At 31.9% G+C, this 13,532-nt stretch carries 16 protein-coding genes; 14 read left to right on the top strand and 2 right to left on the bottom strand.

Translation table 11 applies throughout. The annotated features are described in order from the left end of the window. Positions 1–102: 102 nt before the first annotated feature. The 7 genes from FNW17_RS16335 (at position 103) to FNW17_RS09975 (ending at position 5,704) form a co-directional block, all read left to right on the top strand. Entirely contained in the window at positions 103–276 is a 174-nt protein-coding gene (locus FNW17_RS16335) for a hypothetical protein (protein WP_185965293.1), read from the top strand. Continuing rightward, the gene (locus FNW17_RS10000; RefSeq protein WP_144071547.1) at positions 273–722 is read left to right on the top strand and encodes a response regulator; all 450 of its coding nucleotides are present in this window, start codon (positions 273–275) and stop codon (positions 720–722) included. The genes FNW17_RS16335 and FNW17_RS10000 overlap by 4 nt, the downstream gene beginning before the upstream one ends. 311 nt (positions 723–1,033) lie before the next feature. Further along, positions 1,034–1,873, top strand: coding sequence for an ice-binding protein (locus FNW17_RS09995; RefSeq protein ID WP_143392084.1), 840 nt, complete (start codon positions 1,034–1,036; stop codon positions 1,871–1,873). A gap of 202 nt (positions 1,874–2,075) precedes the next feature. Beyond that, the gene (locus tag FNW17_RS09990) at positions 2,076–2,270 is read left to right on the top strand and encodes a hypothetical protein (RefSeq protein ID WP_143392085.1); all 195 of its coding nucleotides are present in this window, start codon (positions 2,076–2,078) and stop codon (positions 2,268–2,270) included. Between the two features lie 32 nt (positions 2,271–2,302). Next, positions 2,303–3,376 carry an AI-2E family transporter gene (locus tag FNW17_RS09985; RefSeq protein WP_144071546.1) on the top strand — a complete coding sequence of 358 codons (1,074 nt, stop codon included), beginning with the start codon at positions 2,303–2,305 and terminating at the stop codon, positions 3,374–3,376. Between the two features lie 341 nt (positions 3,377–3,717). Beyond that, on the top strand, positions 3,718–4,815 hold the full coding sequence (locus FNW17_RS09980; protein WP_144071545.1) for a hypothetical protein: 1,098 nt from the start codon (positions 3,718–3,720) through the stop codon (positions 4,813–4,815). A 415-nt stretch (positions 4,816–5,230) separates the two neighbouring features. Further along, positions 5,231–5,704 carry a Dps family protein gene (locus FNW17_RS09975; RefSeq protein WP_144071544.1) on the top strand — a complete coding sequence of 158 codons (474 nt, stop codon included), beginning with the start codon at positions 5,231–5,233 and terminating at the stop codon, positions 5,702–5,704. A gap of 193 nt (positions 5,705–5,897) precedes the next feature. Here the strand turns inward: FNW17_RS09975 and FNW17_RS09970 are convergent, their stop codons facing one another. Further along, positions 5,898–8,321 (bottom strand): TonB-dependent receptor domain-containing protein, encoded by a 2,424-nt coding sequence (locus FNW17_RS09970; protein WP_144071543.1) that lies wholly within the window; start codon positions 8,319–8,321, stop codon positions 5,898–5,900. 98 nt (positions 8,322–8,419) lie between these two features. Continuing rightward, positions 8,420–9,445, bottom strand: coding sequence for a helix-turn-helix domain-containing protein (locus FNW17_RS09965; protein ID WP_144071542.1), 1,026 nt, complete (start codon positions 9,443–9,445; stop codon positions 8,420–8,422). 323 nt (positions 9,446–9,768) lie between these two features. On the opposite strand from FNW17_RS09965, the gene FNW17_RS09960 reads away from it, so the two are divergent. From FNW17_RS09960 to FNW17_RS09930, 7 genes are all read left to right on the top strand, one after another. After that, positions 9,769–10,527 carry an MlaE family ABC transporter permease gene (locus tag FNW17_RS09960; protein WP_143392062.1) on the top strand — a complete coding sequence of 253 codons (759 nt, stop codon included), beginning with the start codon at positions 9,769–9,771 and terminating at the stop codon, positions 10,525–10,527. Positions 10,528–10,531: 4 nt separating this feature from the next. Continuing rightward, positions 10,532–11,266 (top strand): ABC transporter ATP-binding protein, encoded by a 735-nt coding sequence (locus FNW17_RS09955; protein WP_144071541.1) that lies wholly within the window; start codon positions 10,532–10,534, stop codon positions 11,264–11,266. Positions 11,267–11,284: 18 nt separating this feature from the next. Beyond that, complete coding sequence (locus tag FNW17_RS09950) at positions 11,285–12,190, top strand: MlaD family protein (protein ID WP_144071540.1); 906 nt, start codon at positions 11,285–11,287, stop codon at positions 12,188–12,190. Then, positions 12,187–12,408 carry a hypothetical protein gene (locus FNW17_RS09945; protein WP_144071539.1) on the top strand — a complete coding sequence of 74 codons (222 nt, stop codon included), beginning with the start codon at positions 12,187–12,189 and terminating at the stop codon, positions 12,406–12,408. The genes FNW17_RS09950 and FNW17_RS09945 overlap by 4 nt, the downstream gene beginning before the upstream one ends. 141 nt (positions 12,409–12,549) lie before the next feature. Continuing rightward, positions 12,550–12,783 (top strand): hypothetical protein, encoded by a 234-nt coding sequence (locus tag FNW17_RS09940; protein WP_144071538.1) that lies wholly within the window; start codon positions 12,550–12,552, stop codon positions 12,781–12,783. A gap of 32 nt (positions 12,784–12,815) precedes the next feature. Further along, positions 12,816–13,040 (top strand): hypothetical protein, encoded by a 225-nt coding sequence (locus FNW17_RS09935; protein WP_143392067.1) that lies wholly within the window; start codon positions 12,816–12,818, stop codon positions 13,038–13,040. Then, on the top strand, positions 13,037–13,459 hold the full coding sequence (locus FNW17_RS09930; RefSeq protein WP_185964863.1) for a low affinity iron permease family protein: 423 nt from the start codon (positions 13,037–13,039) through the stop codon (positions 13,457–13,459). Before FNW17_RS09935 ends, FNW17_RS09930 begins: the two co-directional genes overlap by 4 nt. Positions 13,460–13,532: the final 73 nt, after the last annotated feature.

Raw genomic sequence — 13,532 nt, 5'->3', positions numbered from 1 at the left:
TTCATTTTCCTTTGATTTGATTTTCTTGTTCAAAGATAGGTGTTTTTAAATAATGGTACAAGTAACGGATAGTCATATAAAATTATTCCATCCTTTGCTATAATGGGTTTGAGTCCTGATTTAGAAAATAAGGCAAGACTAATTCAGGAAGCTGCAAATTCGAAGCAATTTACTGATGAAACTGCACAAATGGTAACCCAAATCGAATCCATTTGTAGGCAAGCTAGCAAAGAATTAGAAATTGAATTTAACCGTATAAAAAACACATTATCGTGAAAAAAGAAAACATAATAAAACTATTCCTAGTCGATGATGATGCCTTGTTTCTTAAATCATTGGAAATTGAATTTATGGAACAAGCTGATGCCACTTCGGACACCTATATCATCCATACTTTTGCAACTGGTGAACTCTGTTTAGAGAATTTAACACTTTATCCAAACATCATAATCTTGGATTATCATCTTGACGGTATTGATAAAACAGCCATGAATGGTCTGGAAACCTTGGATAAAATAAAAGAGTCAAATCCTGACATTCCGGTCATAATGCTGTCTTCTCAAGATAAAATTGAAGTGGCGATAAATTGTATGCACCATAGAGCCGGTGATTATGTGGTAAAAAGTGAAACGGCTTTTTTGCGCCTTCAAAAAATCATTTCCACCATTTTTCAATATAAAAAAATGGAAAAAGAATTAAGTTGGTATATGGATCGAATGTAATTATACTATTTATTCTAAAACGTTAATAATCTGCCTTCTTACCTACAAATGATGTAATTTTCTAATGAAAATTACATCATTTTTTTTATTTAATAATACCGATTAACAACATATTATAATCTTATAAATTGTACTAAATATAGTTCTATCGGCATTAAAAATTCTAAAATCATACTTGGTATTACTTCCTATTTTCATTTTCTAAATGTGTAAATAATATAACTTTTAAGAGAAATTGTATAATATATTTTGTGGTAAAGAATCTCAACTTTGTGTTGTGACAAATAAGTCACATCCCCAAATCATAAATAATGAAATTAAAAAATGTGTTTCCAGCCGTTGCAATGCTAATGGTTGTGTTATTTTCCAGTTGTGACAACAGTCAGGAAAGCTATCCAGAAGCTACTACAACTCAAAAAGCTTCATTATCATTAGAAACTACAGCATCTTCAGAAGTTGCTGCGGTATCAAAAACGAGTTCAAACTCTAAAACAGCCAACCCAATCAGAGTTGTAGACCTAGGAGTAGCAGGTGATTTTGTGATTTTGTCAAAAACAGGAATTACTAGTGTTTATAAATCTACAATTACTGGGGATATTGGTACAAGCCCAATCACTGGTGCAGCAATGGTAGTAAGTTGTGGCGAAGTTACAGGGAATGTTTTTTCTGTTGATGCTTCTGGTCCAGCGTGTAAGACTACTAGCGCAACCATGCTGACCTCAGCTATAGGCGATATGCAAGCAGCATATACTGATGCAGCGGGACGTTCTAACCCTGATTTTCTGAATTTAGGTGCTGGAAATATTGGAGGAAAAACACTTACTCCTGGTTTGTATAAATGGACAAGTGCCCTTAACATTCCAACCGATATTACGCTTACTGGTAGCCCAACCGACGTTTATATTTTGCAAGTTGAGGGAACTCTCAAAATGAGTTCCGCAGTTAGGATTACTCTTGCTGGAGGACTACAAGCCAAAAATATTTTTTGGGTTGTTTCTGATGCTGTTACTTTCGGAACCACTAGTCACTTTGAAGGAAATATTCTTGGAATGACAGGAATAAATATGCAAACAGGAGCCTCTATCAACGGTAGAATGTTAGCTCAAACTGCTGTAACACTTCAAATGAATACGGTTACACGTCCACAATAAATTAAAGTTATAAATTTAAAAGAGGCTTCGAGAGGGAGTCTCTTTTTTATTACACATAAATCAGTATTCTCAAAAAATAACTAGGAATGAGGTAACTATTTTTAGGAATTGTAAATTCTATTTAATAAAAAAAAACCCAACTCAACTTTGAATTTAAAAAAAATCTATTTTACAAAATTACTAACTCTTAAAAACAAACTTTATGAATCTAAAAAGATTTTTTGGAGCAATGCTCACAGCTCTGGGAATAGGAGGTCTTATCTATACCGCCGTAGTTTTTACTGACACTACGGGAGGCACAAAAGATATAAAGGAACTTATTATTTATGGCGTACTTGGAATCGTGTTTTTCGTTTCGGCTATTAGCCTAGTTCGTACCACAAAAGACGAATCGTAATAAAATTTTATAACACAAAAAAACCAAATAGTATGACGGCAACTATTACTTCAGTTATAAAAAAACTACTGCTACTATTTCTAGTTTTTGCAGGATTGTATTATGCCAAAGCATTTTTGATGCCGTTATGTATTGGAGGAATCTTAGCTACACTATTCTTACCTTTTTGTAATTGGATGGAAAAAAGGAAAACACCCAAGGGGTTGGCTGTTTTTATTTGTCTATTGACATTAATCTTGGGAATGTGTAGCATTTTTTCTTTACTGGGTTGGAAAATTTATGATTTGCTCGATGATTTTGCAATGATGAAAAAAGTAGCAATTGATGCCTTTAGTACTTTTCAAAGGTATATTTACAATCATTTGAATTTAACCTATAAAGAGCAATTTCAAATACTTAGAAACGAGCAACCGTCTTATGGAAGCCTAATGCAAATGGTGTTAGCTTCGTTGGCTAATTTTGTCACTAATTTAATTTTAGTCTTAGTATATTTTCTCTTTCTGTTGTATTATCGAGGACACATCAAGATTTTTTTTGTCAAATATACGGAGTCATCTCAGCAAGATAATATGGAACATCTTATAGATAGTGCTGCCAATATATCACATCAATATTTGTTGGGAATTTCTAAAATGATTGTGCTTTTATGGATTTTGTATGGTATTGGTTTTAGTTTGCTTGGTGTCGAAAACGCGCTGTTTTTTGCCATCCTTTGTGGGATTTTAGAAATAGTACCCTATATTGGTAATATAACAGGAACCGCTCTTACACTGGTGGTAGCAGCATTGCACGGAGCCGATTTGTCCATGTTAGGAGGAATTGTCGTTGTTTACGGAACAATACAAATGTTCCAAGGCTGGGTATTAGAACCTTTTATTTTAGGGCCGCAGGTAAAGATAAACCCACTGTTTACCATTTTTGCACTAGTTCTTGGTGAGTTAATTTGGGGAATATCAGGTATGCTTCTCGCGATCCCAATGATTGCCATTTTCAAAATTATTTGTGACCACATCGATTCTTTGAAACCCTATGGCTTTTTGATTGGAGGAGTCAAAGAAAGGAAAAAAGAGCTGGGTTTTATAAAAAAAATCAAAGTCAATACATAGTTTTTAATCAAAATAATTCCTGTTCAAGATAAAATTTAGCAGTCTAATCAATCCTATATCGTTTATTTTATATTCTAGATTGACAATAAGGGACGATTGAATTTCAGAAATGCCTTTTACGATATAAAGTACCAACTGTTGAATGAAATTTTTGAAGAGTAGTTTTTTTTGTTTTTTGGTTGGGAGGCTGTCTTTTTTAGACAGCCTTCTTTTTTGTTCCAAAAGATGTGAATGATATAACTTAAATCTAAAGTTATGTAACTCATAATGCCATAGTTTTAAAGTATAGAATTCCCAAAATCAACCTCAATCACCTCAAAAACCTGACGACTCCATTCGGAATGCTTCAGTTTTCGGTAATCAATCAGCCCGATTTAGATTCAGGTTATACATTAGACGACAATTCAAGAGCTTTGGTCGCGATGTGCCAGCATTATGAATTGACAAATGATGCAGTAGATTTAGAATACATCGAACGTTATTACAACTTTATAAAATTATGTTTTCAATCGGATGGATATTTCTTGAATTATGTCGATGATACTAAAGAGTTTACCAAACAAAACAGCGAAAACCTAGACGATGCCAATGGCAGAGCCATTTGGGCTTTGGGATACCTCATTTCGATAGGGGATTTATTGCCAATAGAATTATTTGAAAAAGCGTTTTTAACCCTTCAAATTGCATTAATTCAGGTTCGTGAAATACATTCTACTAGAGCTATGGCGTTCATTATAAAAGGGATTTATTATAGCAATTTGAATAACAATTCGATTCATAATTTAGATTTATTGCAGCATTTTGCCAATAGATTAGTGCAAATGTACAAACACGAGTCAAAAGACAACTGGTTCTGGTTCGAGAGCTATCTTACGTATGCCAATAGCATTTTGCCAGAAGCAATGTTGTGCGCCTATTTGGCCACTGGCGAATATAGTTATAAGGAAATTGCAAAGAAATCTTTTGACTTTTTATTGACCAAAATATATAGAAACGACCAAATAAGAGTCATCTCAAATCAGGGTTGGTTAAAAAAAGGAGAAATAGTAAATCACGAAAAAGTAGGTGGAGAACAGCCCATAGACGTGGCTTATACTATACTGGCGCTGAGTAAATTCTACACTGTTTTCAAAGAAGATAAGTATTTAAACAAAATGAAAATTGGATTTAGCTGGTTTTTAGGAAACAACCATTTGAAACAAATTATTTACAATCCTTGCACAGGAGGCTGTTATGACGGTTTAGAAGATACGTACATCAATTTGAATCAAGGCGCCGAATCAACCGTGAGCTATTTAATGGCGAGACTTACTATGGAAAAACAGTTGAGCCATAAACCCCAAAAAAGTAGTGATAAAATGGAGGTTTCTAGAAAAAGTAAATTAAAATCAAGTATTCGAATAGAAGGTGTTAAAATGCATAAAGTAGGAATTATATAAGTTTTACCAAAAGTTATATAACAAATTAATCCTCAATTTTTTAGAATTTTACTCTATAGAAAATTAATAGCGATTAATTTCTAAATTAAAATAATCAATGTTGTTTAGTCAAGAGAAGAAGCTCCTCACCAAGAATAAAATTTTTGGTACTAACAGATACCATTGGGGATTTTAAAAAGTAAGTGTTGAAAAAAATAATCAATGTTGTTTAGTCAAGAGAAGAAGCACCTCACCAATAATAAATTTTTTGGTACTAACAGATACCATTGAGGATTTTAAAAAGTAAGTGTTTAAAAAAATAATCAATGTCGTTTAGTCAAGAGAAGAAGCACCTCACCAAGAATAAAATTTTTGGTACTAACAAATGATGTTGATGTTTTTTAAGTATTGCAAAAAAATATAAAATAAAAATAGTATGATCCCTAAAATTGGAATTACCGAAGATCATTTGCATGGTGCAAACAAATTGCTTTCCGTTGTTTTGTCAGATGAAATGATACTATACGTCAAAACCAGAAAATTTCATTGGAATGTTGCTGGGGGAAGTTTTATGGAATTACATAAGCTTTTCGAATCGCAATACACGGAACTGGAAGCAATTATAGATTCAGTTGCAGAACGTATTGGTAAGCTTGGCGGAAAAACCATTGGAACGATGAACGAATTTACACTCCTATCTCGAATAGTCGAGCATCCTGACCAATACCCTATTCAGAAAACAATGCTCACAGAACTTTTATCGGATCACGAATCACTAATTGCTGAATTGCGAAAAGATATCGACATCAGTACCGATGAAAATCATGATGCCGGAACTGCCGATTTGCTCACGGGAATCATGCAACAACACGAAACTATTGCCTGGATTTTGAGAAGATATCTGGGTTAAACTAAATTTTTTGATAAAATTGTTTTTTTTAGTTGTCGGCTGTCTTACAGAGACAGTCGCTTTTTTTTGTTGTTTGTTTAGCTCTGCACGCTTGCATGTGACAAATTAATTGATTGGATTGATAGCAAAAAGCAGCGCTTATGGAGACAAACTTTTTTAAAAACTTGCGGGCGTTTTTTCAGTCTATTTTTTATCAAAATTTATAACTATATCCAAATCTTATTACCTGTGTTTCATAAAAGTCATTACTAGTATAGTTAAAACCTTGTCCGTTGATTTCTTTTTTGATTATCATTGTGTTTAGCAAATCTGATGCGTTAAAAAAGAGTTCGCCTTTTCCTTTTTGAATTGCTTTTTTTAGTCCAAGGTCTAATGAAAACCTAGATTTAATTTTTCCTTGTGGAATAATATCGGGTACTAAATAAATGGTTGATAATTGTAAATCTATATTTTTAGGAAAATGAAGCGTATGGTTCAATTTTATGTTTCCTGAATATATTTCTTGTTTGTCAGCTGAAAATGTATGTGTAGTAGGATATTTATTTTCAACTGTAAATGCATCAATTTGATTTCTATATGCGTTTAAATTAATATTGAATGCGTACAATTTAGAAATTTCTTGTGCTAAAACCATTTCAATTCCTGTGTTGTAACTTTTATTTACGTTTTGAAATGTTGCATAAATTAAATTACTTGGTGGAACAGTACTTGAAATCCTTGTAATTGTACCATCCGCAAATCGGTGATAAATAGCGTTGTATAAACTTCCTTTTTCCCAACTTTTTTTATATCCCAATTCTATCAAATTGGTAAATTGTGGTCGCAATGCAGGATTACCAACTTTTATAATTTCTGCATCATCATATTTTGGAAAAATACGAATATCAACTTCATTAGGTCGGTCAACTCTTCGGTTGTAGAAAACAGAAACTTTATTATTGTCGTTAATTTTGTATGCAAAACGTAAATTTGGGAACGGTTGGGTATAATTATAACCATCACTTTGATATGCTATATGATTAGGATTAACGTCATATTGAATTTTTACATACTCAATTCTTAAACCTAATTCGGCTTCCCATTTTTTGTTTTCAAAAATGTAATTTCCATAAACGGCAGGAATTAATTCTTTGTAAGTTGCCCAACCACCTGCATTAGTGTCTAAAACTGAATTTACACCTGGAATAAATTGCATATTTGTTGGTATATTTCTGTTACGAAGTTTTATTCCTGTTTCAATTCGGCCGTATTTAAGTGGTTTTATGTAGTCAAAATTAAAATCATAAACTTGTTCGTCTGACAATAATTTAAAAGCATCCGTTCCTGTGGAAGTTGGCAAATAATTGTCGTAAAAATATTTTTCATCTTCTCTGTGAAAAGTGTAATTTAAACCAATATTTAGCAAATGCCCTGCTGCTGCAAATTTGTGCTGATAGCTGGCAGTTGCCATTATGGTTGTTTTTAATTCATCTTCTAAAAACTGCCAAAGTCTGTCACGTTGTGAAAAATCACTATTAAAAAATGGTTGGTCGCCTCTGTCAATTATTTTTTCACTTCCAAAAAGTCCTGAAATAGTCAAAGAATTTTGGTCGTTAATTGCATAATCAAAACCACTTTTGAATGTCGTAAAATGTGTGCTTCGGTTACGCTTTAATTGTGAATTAATTACGTCGCCATTGTCGTAATTTCGTGTTACAAATTCATTTTTGTTCAGCGTTTCAGTATATAAATAATCGCCTTGAAAAAAGACATTGATTTTGTCTTTTTTGTAATTAAGTGAAACGCTTGGATTTAACTTTGGGGTAAAAGTAAATTGTGGCCTTATGGTTGGTAAGTTTTCTTTTCGCACCCAAAGTGAACCTAAACCTGTTGTAAAACCAACCTTTCCATTAAAACCATCTTTTTTGTTTTTTTTGTAAATAATATTGATAATTCCTGCGTTTCCATTTGCATCATATTTGGCTGAAGGATTGTTGATAATTTCAATTTTTTCAATGGCAGATGCAGGAATATTATCTAAACCTGTTTGATTGCCAAAACCTGTCAATGCCGTTTGTTTACCGTCAATTAACACTGTTACTTTGTCGTTTCCACGTAGTAGTACTTTCCCATCTTGAACTGTAACACTTGGCAGATTTTGCATTGCTTGTAAAACCGAACCACCATTTTGACTAATATTGTCTTTCAAAGAAAATGTTTTCTTATCCATTTCCTTACTTATCTCGGCTGTTTTCCCTGTTACAACAACTTCTTGCAATGAAGTTGATTTTTCTTCTATTTCAATAGTTTTGACATCTAAAAATTCTGTTAGATTTCCGATAAATAAAGGTTGCTTTTTTGTAGTATAACCAACGTATGAAACTTCTAAATAGTAGTTTCCAGATTTTATTTTTAATACTGAAAATCGTCCTTCTTTATTGGTAACTGTACCGAATACAAAACTGCTATCTTTTTCAGTTTTCAAAACTACATTCACAAAAGATAAAACTGATTTGGTGTTTTGGTCTTTTATAATTCCCGAAACGGTTACGCTTGTTTGTGCGTTTGAGATAGAAAAAAATAAAAGTTGAAAAATCAAAAAAAACAGTACTTTTTTTGATGCTTTTTGTAGTGACATTTTTATAATTTTTAAATTATTTTACAAAGAACGTAAGAAACGACTAGTAAATAAAAAAAGACAAGTGCATAATAATTTATTTGTACAAATTAGTTCTTTTATGCAAGTTCTTTTTTAAATTGAGTAGGTGTTATACCTTTGATTTTCTTAAATATAGCATAAAAAGAAGATTTAGAATTGAAACCTACCTCCGTGGCAATTCCTAAAAGTGTAAATTGATTATTTTGGTCTTTTTTTAAGCGTTTTATAAATTCTTCGACTCTGTATTTATTGATAAAGTCTTGAAAATTGGTCTTCATATGCTCATTTAAAACTTCTGAAATATACTGTTTTGGAATATTGAGTTGGTCTGAAACATCTTGAATGGATAATTTTCCATTTAAGTATAATCTGTCCATTTCCATCGAATTAATTAAATCAGTCTTATATTGTTCAATACGTTTTGTGTTCAGATTTGAATTTTTGTATTTGCTTATTTCGTTTTTTGGCAAAATATCTCCCCCGTTACTTAATAATTTAAAAGAAATAAAATAGAATAAAAATGCGACAATTAACAAAAGATAGGAATTAAAATTTTGATTGCTAAAAAAAGACAATTCTTTTAATCCAATTATTTTAAGAATATCATTTATACAAGAAAACACAAATAAAATAACAATTGGAATAACAAAATAAGTGATCCAAATTCTTCTTTTATCTGTAAAAACGGAATGTAAAATTAAGACTAGATAAATCGCAAAAGTTAATTCCAAAAGCACTTCCAGAATTTCAATATTCAAGTTTTCTTTAGGTACTATTATTTCAAGTACTTCCGTAATTAAATAAAAAATGTTGGGAAGAAAAAATAGATAGTTGGATTTTATAAATTTTTCTCTTTCGCTTTTGTAATACTTGAAAAACAAAAAAAGAAAGGTCACAAATAATGTGTTATCAAAAAGAAACCAATCTGTATTTTCAACAAACAGATTGTTTTTGTCATCACCCAATATATAAAGCAAAACAGAGATTAAAGTTCCAAAAAGCAACCAGAAAGTAGTTTTTTTGTAATCTTTCCGATTTGTAAACAAGATAAAAAGAACAAAAATTCCTTGTATTAAAGCAATGATTTGAATTGTGTAGAGCATTGTTTTATTTAAGCTTTTTGAGCAAATGTAGTAAAAATTTAGTCGTTTAATCCGCTGTTTGTGCTTCTCGGTACGCTTGCAGGTCATAAATTGATTGGCTTGATACCAAAACCTTCGGTTGTAACGCCAAACTGTTTTAAAAACCTTTGAGATTTGGTGCAGAAAAAGAACTGTTTCGCTCTACTCTTGATTCGTTTTGGTATCTAAAAACAGTAAATAATGTAACTTATCTCCAAAGTTTTATAACATTTATTGTTGGCTAATCACTCATCTTTACTTCTTAAAAACTGAAACTATTTAGTGTAATATAAATATGTACTATTTTGACTCTATATCTAAAAAATATATTTAATGATGCGGGTAATGTAACCCAATTTACCTTGAGATTTTTTAAAGAACTTTTCAAACCCCCATTTCAATTCAGAGAATTTATCCGGCAGTGTTTTGTCGTTGGATACAAAACATTGCCTTTAATAAGTATAACAGGATTTATTATGGGGTTGGTTTTGACCATTCAATCTCGTCCAACTTTGTTAAAATTTGGAGCCGAATCTTGGTTGCCCAGTATGGTTTCGTTGTCCTTAATTAGGGAAATTGCTCCGGTGGTTACAGCTCTAATTTGTGCCGGAAAAATTGCTTCAGGAATTGGAGCCGAATTGGGTTCGATGAAAGTAACCGAGCAAATCGATGCGATGGAAGTTTCGGCCATAAATCCTTATAAATATTTAGTAGTCACCCGAATTTTAGCCACTACACTTATGGTGCCTCTTTTGGTAATTTATGCCGATTTTATTGGTATTTACGGAGGTTATGTAGGCTACAACATTCACGGCAGTATGACTTTGTTCCGTTATTTCTCGGATGTGTTGGAACATCTTGAATTTTTAGATTTTTTTCCTGCTGTTATCAAAACCTTTTTCTTTGGTTTTTTTATAGGATTAATAGGCTCTTACAAAGGCTTTAATGCTTCAAACGGAACAGCAAGTGTAGGAATTGCGGCAAACGAAGCAGTTGTTGCAGCTTCACTTTCTGTATTTATTATCGATATGATGGCCGTTCAGTTAACCGATTTATTTTTCTAAGACTATGAAAGCAAAACCTATTATAGCCATTAGCAATTTGTATAAATCATTTGGCAAAAATGAAGTTTTAAAAGGAATAAATCTCACGGTAAACGATGGAGAAAATTTGGTTATTCTGGGACGTTCTGGATCTGGCAAATCAGTAACCATAAAATGTTTGGTGGGATTAGTCCAAGCCGACAAAGGAAAAATTCAAATTTTTGACGAAGAAGTTACTACTTTAAATAATGATGATCTCAACTATATCAGGATGAGCATAGGTTTTATGTTTCAAAATGGCGCTTTATATGATTCAATGTCTGTTCGTCAAAATCTGACGTTTACTTTGAAACATCACACTCAAAATTTAGCAGAAGAGGAAATCGAAATTAAAATTATAGAAGCCTTGGAAAGCGTGGGATTAGCGGAAGCCATTGACAAAATGCCGGCGGAATTATCGGGCGGAATGAAAAAAAGAATCGCATTGGCACGAGCCATAATCATCAAGCCTAAGATTATTTTGTATGACGAACCTACTTCAGGTTTAGACACTATTACCTCCAGGGAAATCAGCGAATTGATACTGTCTGTGCAAAAAAAATACAAAACAAGCTCCATCATCATTACCCATGATATGGCTTGCGCCAAAATGACTGGCAACCGAATTTTGATCCTGAAAGAAGGGCAAATAAATGCCGAAGGTACTTATGTAGAATTAGAAAAAAGTAAGGACGAATGGGTGCATTCCTTTTTTATTTAACAAAAAATAATTAAAATTATGAATAAAAATACTGAATCGAATTGGAAATTGGGAATGTTTGTAATTATTGGAATACTCCTTTTCATCATCACTATTTATTTTGTTGGGAAACAGCAAAATTTGTTTGGAGATACCTTTCATTTGAAATCCAAATTTAAAACCGTAAGTGGTTTAAAAGTGGGAAACAACGTTCGTTTTTCAGGGATAAATATAGGAACTATTAGTGAAATCGAAATTCTAAACGACTCTACTGTTTTGGTAGTTTTATTGATGGAAGAAGACGTTCAGAAATACATTAAAAAAGATGCAATGGCCAGTATTGGTTCCGATGGATTAATGGGTGACAAAGTGATGACTATTTCACCAGGAACAACATCTAATGAAACCGTGAAGGACAACGACTTTATCAAATCGAAAAGTGCAATTGAAATAGAAGATTTGATGAAAAGTGTAAAAACCAGTGTGGACAATGCAGGAATTATTACCGCTCAATTGGCTCAATTTACTTATAATATGAATAACGGTGACGGCACTTTATCAAAATTGATGAGTGACAAGGAATTTGCCAATAGCTTGGAAAAAACACTTGTCAATTTGGAGATCAGTACCAAGGAATTTTCCAGATTTACAACAAGTATGAACAACGGAAAAGGGCTTCTTTCAAAAGTAGTTAGCGATGAACGATTGGGTACAAAAGTAGATTCGACAATGTCTAATCTGGAGGCAGGATCGAAACAGCTGAACGAAATCATGGAAGCGGCAAAACATAATTTTTTGTTAAGAGGTTATTTCAATAAAAAGAAAAAAGCCCAAGAGAATAAAGAGGAAAATAAAGAAGATGAAGATTTAGAAAAAGACATACAAAAACAAGAAGATTTAGAAAAACAACAGGAATCTAATGTTATAAAAATAGAGAAAAAATGAAAACAAAAAGTATTGGAATAGCATTGATTATAATTGGAATTGTTATGACCATCTACACGGGTTTCAATTATGTCTCGACCGAAAAAGTAGTTGATATAGGTCCGATTCAGATAAACAAAGAACAAAATCATCCTGTTCAGTGGGCTCCTATTGTTGGAGTAATCATAATTGCAATTGGAGGTTTTCTCGTCGTTAAGGGTTCTAGCAATAAGAATTAAGGCATTATCAACTATATAAATTGATTTTAAAATATGTAAATATTGTAACTTATTGCAAAAGTTATATAACATTTGCAGTAAGATAGCTGTTCATCTTTGTAAAGTCGGGAAAACTCATTTTCGACAAAACAAAATTATAAAATGACAGCTATTTCAAACTTATTTAAAGCAACTCAAACACAAAAAGCTTTAGCAGAAAATCAAGATTCAATTGATAGTAACAATAGTAATGCAAAATGTAGTCAGAAAAAAGCCATGTCTATTTATGAGGTTGCCATTCGATTGGAACAAGAATTTTACAATAGAGCCTGTGGGTGTTCTGTAAAAGCGCAAGAAGATAATCTATTTGATTATACATCTTTTATAAAAATTTAGACTTCAATACTGTAATTCAAACTCTTTTGATTATGAAAACCGAAAAAGAACTTTATGCGGCAATTCTCAAAATTACAATGAAAATAAGAATTCAATTTCCTGAATTATCAATTTATATTCTAGAGATGCCTGTTACAATACCGAATATAGAAAACCCAAAAATAAATTGTAAAGTATTACAAGATTATTATGATTCATTGAATATATTATTAAAAGATTATATCGATAATCAAAAGAAAATAACAAAATTGGTGTGAAAAAAATAGCAATCGCTTACGGTTTCACTGAAAAAACTTTTGAAAGATTGGTTTCATTGGCTACGGCTATTTTGGGTAACTCCATTACCTTTATAGTGGCTTTTTGTTTGGTATTATTCTGGTGGGTCAACAATATATTTACTACAAGAGATGTTCATCAAATCATTGGAGACATCATTTTTGGCACTACCTTTTTAAGTTTGTTTATCATTCAAAAATCATTCAATAAGTTTTCGGCCTCTTTGCATTTAAAAATTAATGAATTGGTTTCCTCACACAAACCAGCGAAAAATTCAGTTATTAATGCCGAAGAAAAAACAGAAAAAGAAATAACAGAATTGTCACGAGAATATGCCGATCTGGTGGAACAGGTCAAAGAAATTGAGGATAAAATCGAAGAAGAAAATTCAAACCCATAATGTCTTTTAAATTATAATTTTCACTAACAAATAGAGCTGTTTTTCTAATATAAACTCAAATTAATTTTTTGCA

This window comes from Flavobacterium franklandianum (genome assembly GCF_007097365.1).
GTDB classification, from domain to species: Bacteria; Bacteroidota; Bacteroidia; order Flavobacteriales; family Flavobacteriaceae; genus Flavobacterium; species Flavobacterium franklandianum.
The sequence above is the reverse complement of the archived record's forward strand: the minus strand, read 5'-3'. Positions and strand labels throughout refer to the sequence as shown.

Coding starts and splice junctions, on each gene's coding strand:
- FNW17_RS16335 (WP_185965293.1), top strand. CDS start 103: ATGGGTTTGAGTCCTGATTTAGAAAATAAGGCAAGACTAATTCAGGAA.
- FNW17_RS09995 (WP_143392084.1), top strand. CDS start 1,034: ATGAAATTAAAAAATGTGTTTCCAGCCGTTGCAATGCTAATGGTTGTG.
- FNW17_RS09990 (WP_143392085.1), top strand. CDS start 2,076: ATGAATCTAAAAAGATTTTTTGGAGCAATGCTCACAGCTCTGGGAATA.
- FNW17_RS09985 (WP_144071546.1), top strand. CDS start 2,303: ATGACGGCAACTATTACTTCAGTTATAAAAAAACTACTGCTACTATTT.
- FNW17_RS09980 (WP_144071545.1), top strand. CDS start 3,718: ATGCTTCAGTTTTCGGTAATCAATCAGCCCGATTTAGATTCAGGTTAT.
- FNW17_RS09975 (WP_144071544.1), top strand. CDS start 5,231: ATGATCCCTAAAATTGGAATTACCGAAGATCATTTGCATGGTGCAAAC.
- FNW17_RS09970 (WP_144071543.1), bottom strand. CDS start 8,321: ATGTCACTACAAAAAGCATCAAAAAAAGTACTGTTTTTTTTGATTTTT.
- FNW17_RS09965 (WP_144071542.1), bottom strand. CDS start 9,445: ATGCTCTACACAATTCAAATCATTGCTTTAATACAAGGAATTTTTGTT.
- FNW17_RS09955 (WP_144071541.1), top strand. CDS start 10,532: ATGAAAGCAAAACCTATTATAGCCATTAGCAATTTGTATAAATCATTT.
- FNW17_RS09950 (WP_144071540.1), top strand. CDS start 11,285: ATGAATAAAAATACTGAATCGAATTGGAAATTGGGAATGTTTGTAATT.
- FNW17_RS09945 (WP_144071539.1), top strand. CDS start 12,187: ATGAAAACAAAAAGTATTGGAATAGCATTGATTATAATTGGAATTGTT.
- FNW17_RS09940 (WP_144071538.1), top strand. CDS start 12,550: ATGACAGCTATTTCAAACTTATTTAAAGCAACTCAAACACAAAAAGCT.
- FNW17_RS09935 (WP_143392067.1), top strand. CDS start 12,816: ATGAAAACCGAAAAAGAACTTTATGCGGCAATTCTCAAAATTACAATG.